Source organism: Micromonospora sp. NPDC051296 (genome assembly GCF_040682255.1).
Lineage (GTDB): Bacteria > Actinomycetota > Actinomycetes > Mycobacteriales > Micromonosporaceae > Micromonospora > Micromonospora craterilacus.
Genome location: NZ_JBFBAO010000643.1, coordinates 1 through 1,663, shown reverse-complemented (window position 1 = coordinate 1,663; position 1,663 = coordinate 1). Strand labels below are relative to the sequence as shown.

Sequence of the window (1,663 nt, the reverse complement as noted above, 5' to 3'; positions counted from 1 at the left end):
CGCACGCCACCGCACCACATCCCCAGTCCGATACATCCGACCCGAACCAAACGGACACGCCACAAACCGGCCAGCCGTCAAACCCGCACGACCCACATAACCCCGAGCCACCTGCGAGCCCGACACATACAACTCGCCCGCCACACCCACCGGAACCGGCGACAAACCCGCATCCAAAACAAAAACCCGCATATGCGGAAACGGGCGACCGATCGGCACCGGGCCCGCCGGCAAAACCGTACCCGGATCCAACCGGAACTCGGTGCAATTGACCGTCGTCTCCGTCGGACCATACGCGTTGAAAAGCGTCACACCCGGATTCCGCGCGCGCCACCGCGACACCACCTCACCATGCAACGCCTCACCACCCACCACCAACGCACCCGACGGCGACACCTCATCGGGCAACGCCTCCAACACCGAAAAATGCGACGGCGTCACCTTCATGAACGACGAACGAGTACCCGCAACGGCGCCCTCGTCCAACTCGCCCAACCGCACACAACCACCCGATACCAACGGCGTGAACAACCCCGTCACCGTCAGATCGAACGCCACCGGAGAATGCACCAACACCACACCTGCCGCCTCCGGATAAGCCGATCGAGCACGCTCCAAATAAGCCACTACCGAACGATGCTCAACCACCACACCTTTCGGCACGCCCGTCGATCCCGACGTATAAATCGCATACGCGGGGTGAGCCGGCAACAACGCCGACAACCGCTCACCATCAACCACGTCCGAAACGGACTCCCGAACCGGCTCGCCGGCAGAACCCCACTGCTCCGCCAACAACCACGGCACCCCACCATCCGGCAGACCCGCAGCCACCTCAGCACAACTCAACACCAACACCGGACGGGCATCGCCCAACAACCACGACACCCGCTCCGCCGGCAACGACACATCCACCGGCACATAACCCGCACCAGACTTCGACACCGCCAGCAACGCCACCACAAGATCCACCGACGGCGGCAACGCCACCGCCACCAGATCCTCCGGCCCTGCCCCCAAACCAATCAACTGACGCGCCAACACATTCGCCCGCGCATTCAGCTCCGCATATGACACCCCAACACCACCGGACACCACCGCCACAGAGCCCGGCGACCGACCAACCTGCGCCTCAAACAAACCCGGAACCGTCAACCCCGAGGCACCCGAACCTGCCCCGCCGACCTGCGCACCCTCGCCGTTCCACTCCACCAACAACCGACGCCGCTCCACCACACCCAACACATCCACCGACCCGATCCGGCGGTCCGGGTCGGTGCTGGCGGTGGTCAGCAGGAGCAGCAGCCGGTCGGTCAGCTGCCGGATGGTGTCCTCGTCGAACAGGTCGGTGGCGTAGTCCACCTCACCTGCCAGGCCCTCGGGTGCACCATCGGGGCCGCGCCGCTCCACCACCCGAATTAGCAGGTCGAAGCGGGCGGACCCGGAGTCGGCGTGCTCCTGGCTCACGATCAGCCCGGGCACGTTCGCGCCGGACGCCGCAGTCTCCACGTCGATGTTGTTGAAGGCGAGCATGACCTGGAAGAGTGGGTGGTAGGCGAGGGAGCGCTGGGGGTTGAGTAGTTCGACGAGGCGCTCGAAGGGCACGTTGCCGACCAGGAACGGCAGGATCCGCGCGCCGGTGGTGCCGTAGCCGTAGCTGACC

General features: G+C 65.3%; 1 protein-coding gene. It reads right to left on the bottom strand.

Annotated features, from left to right (window positions below):
* Positions 1 to 1,663 (bottom strand): amino acid adenylation domain-containing protein (locus AB0M52_RS33775; RefSeq protein ID WP_363961936.1); only part of this gene is annotated, 1,663 nt, incomplete at both ends.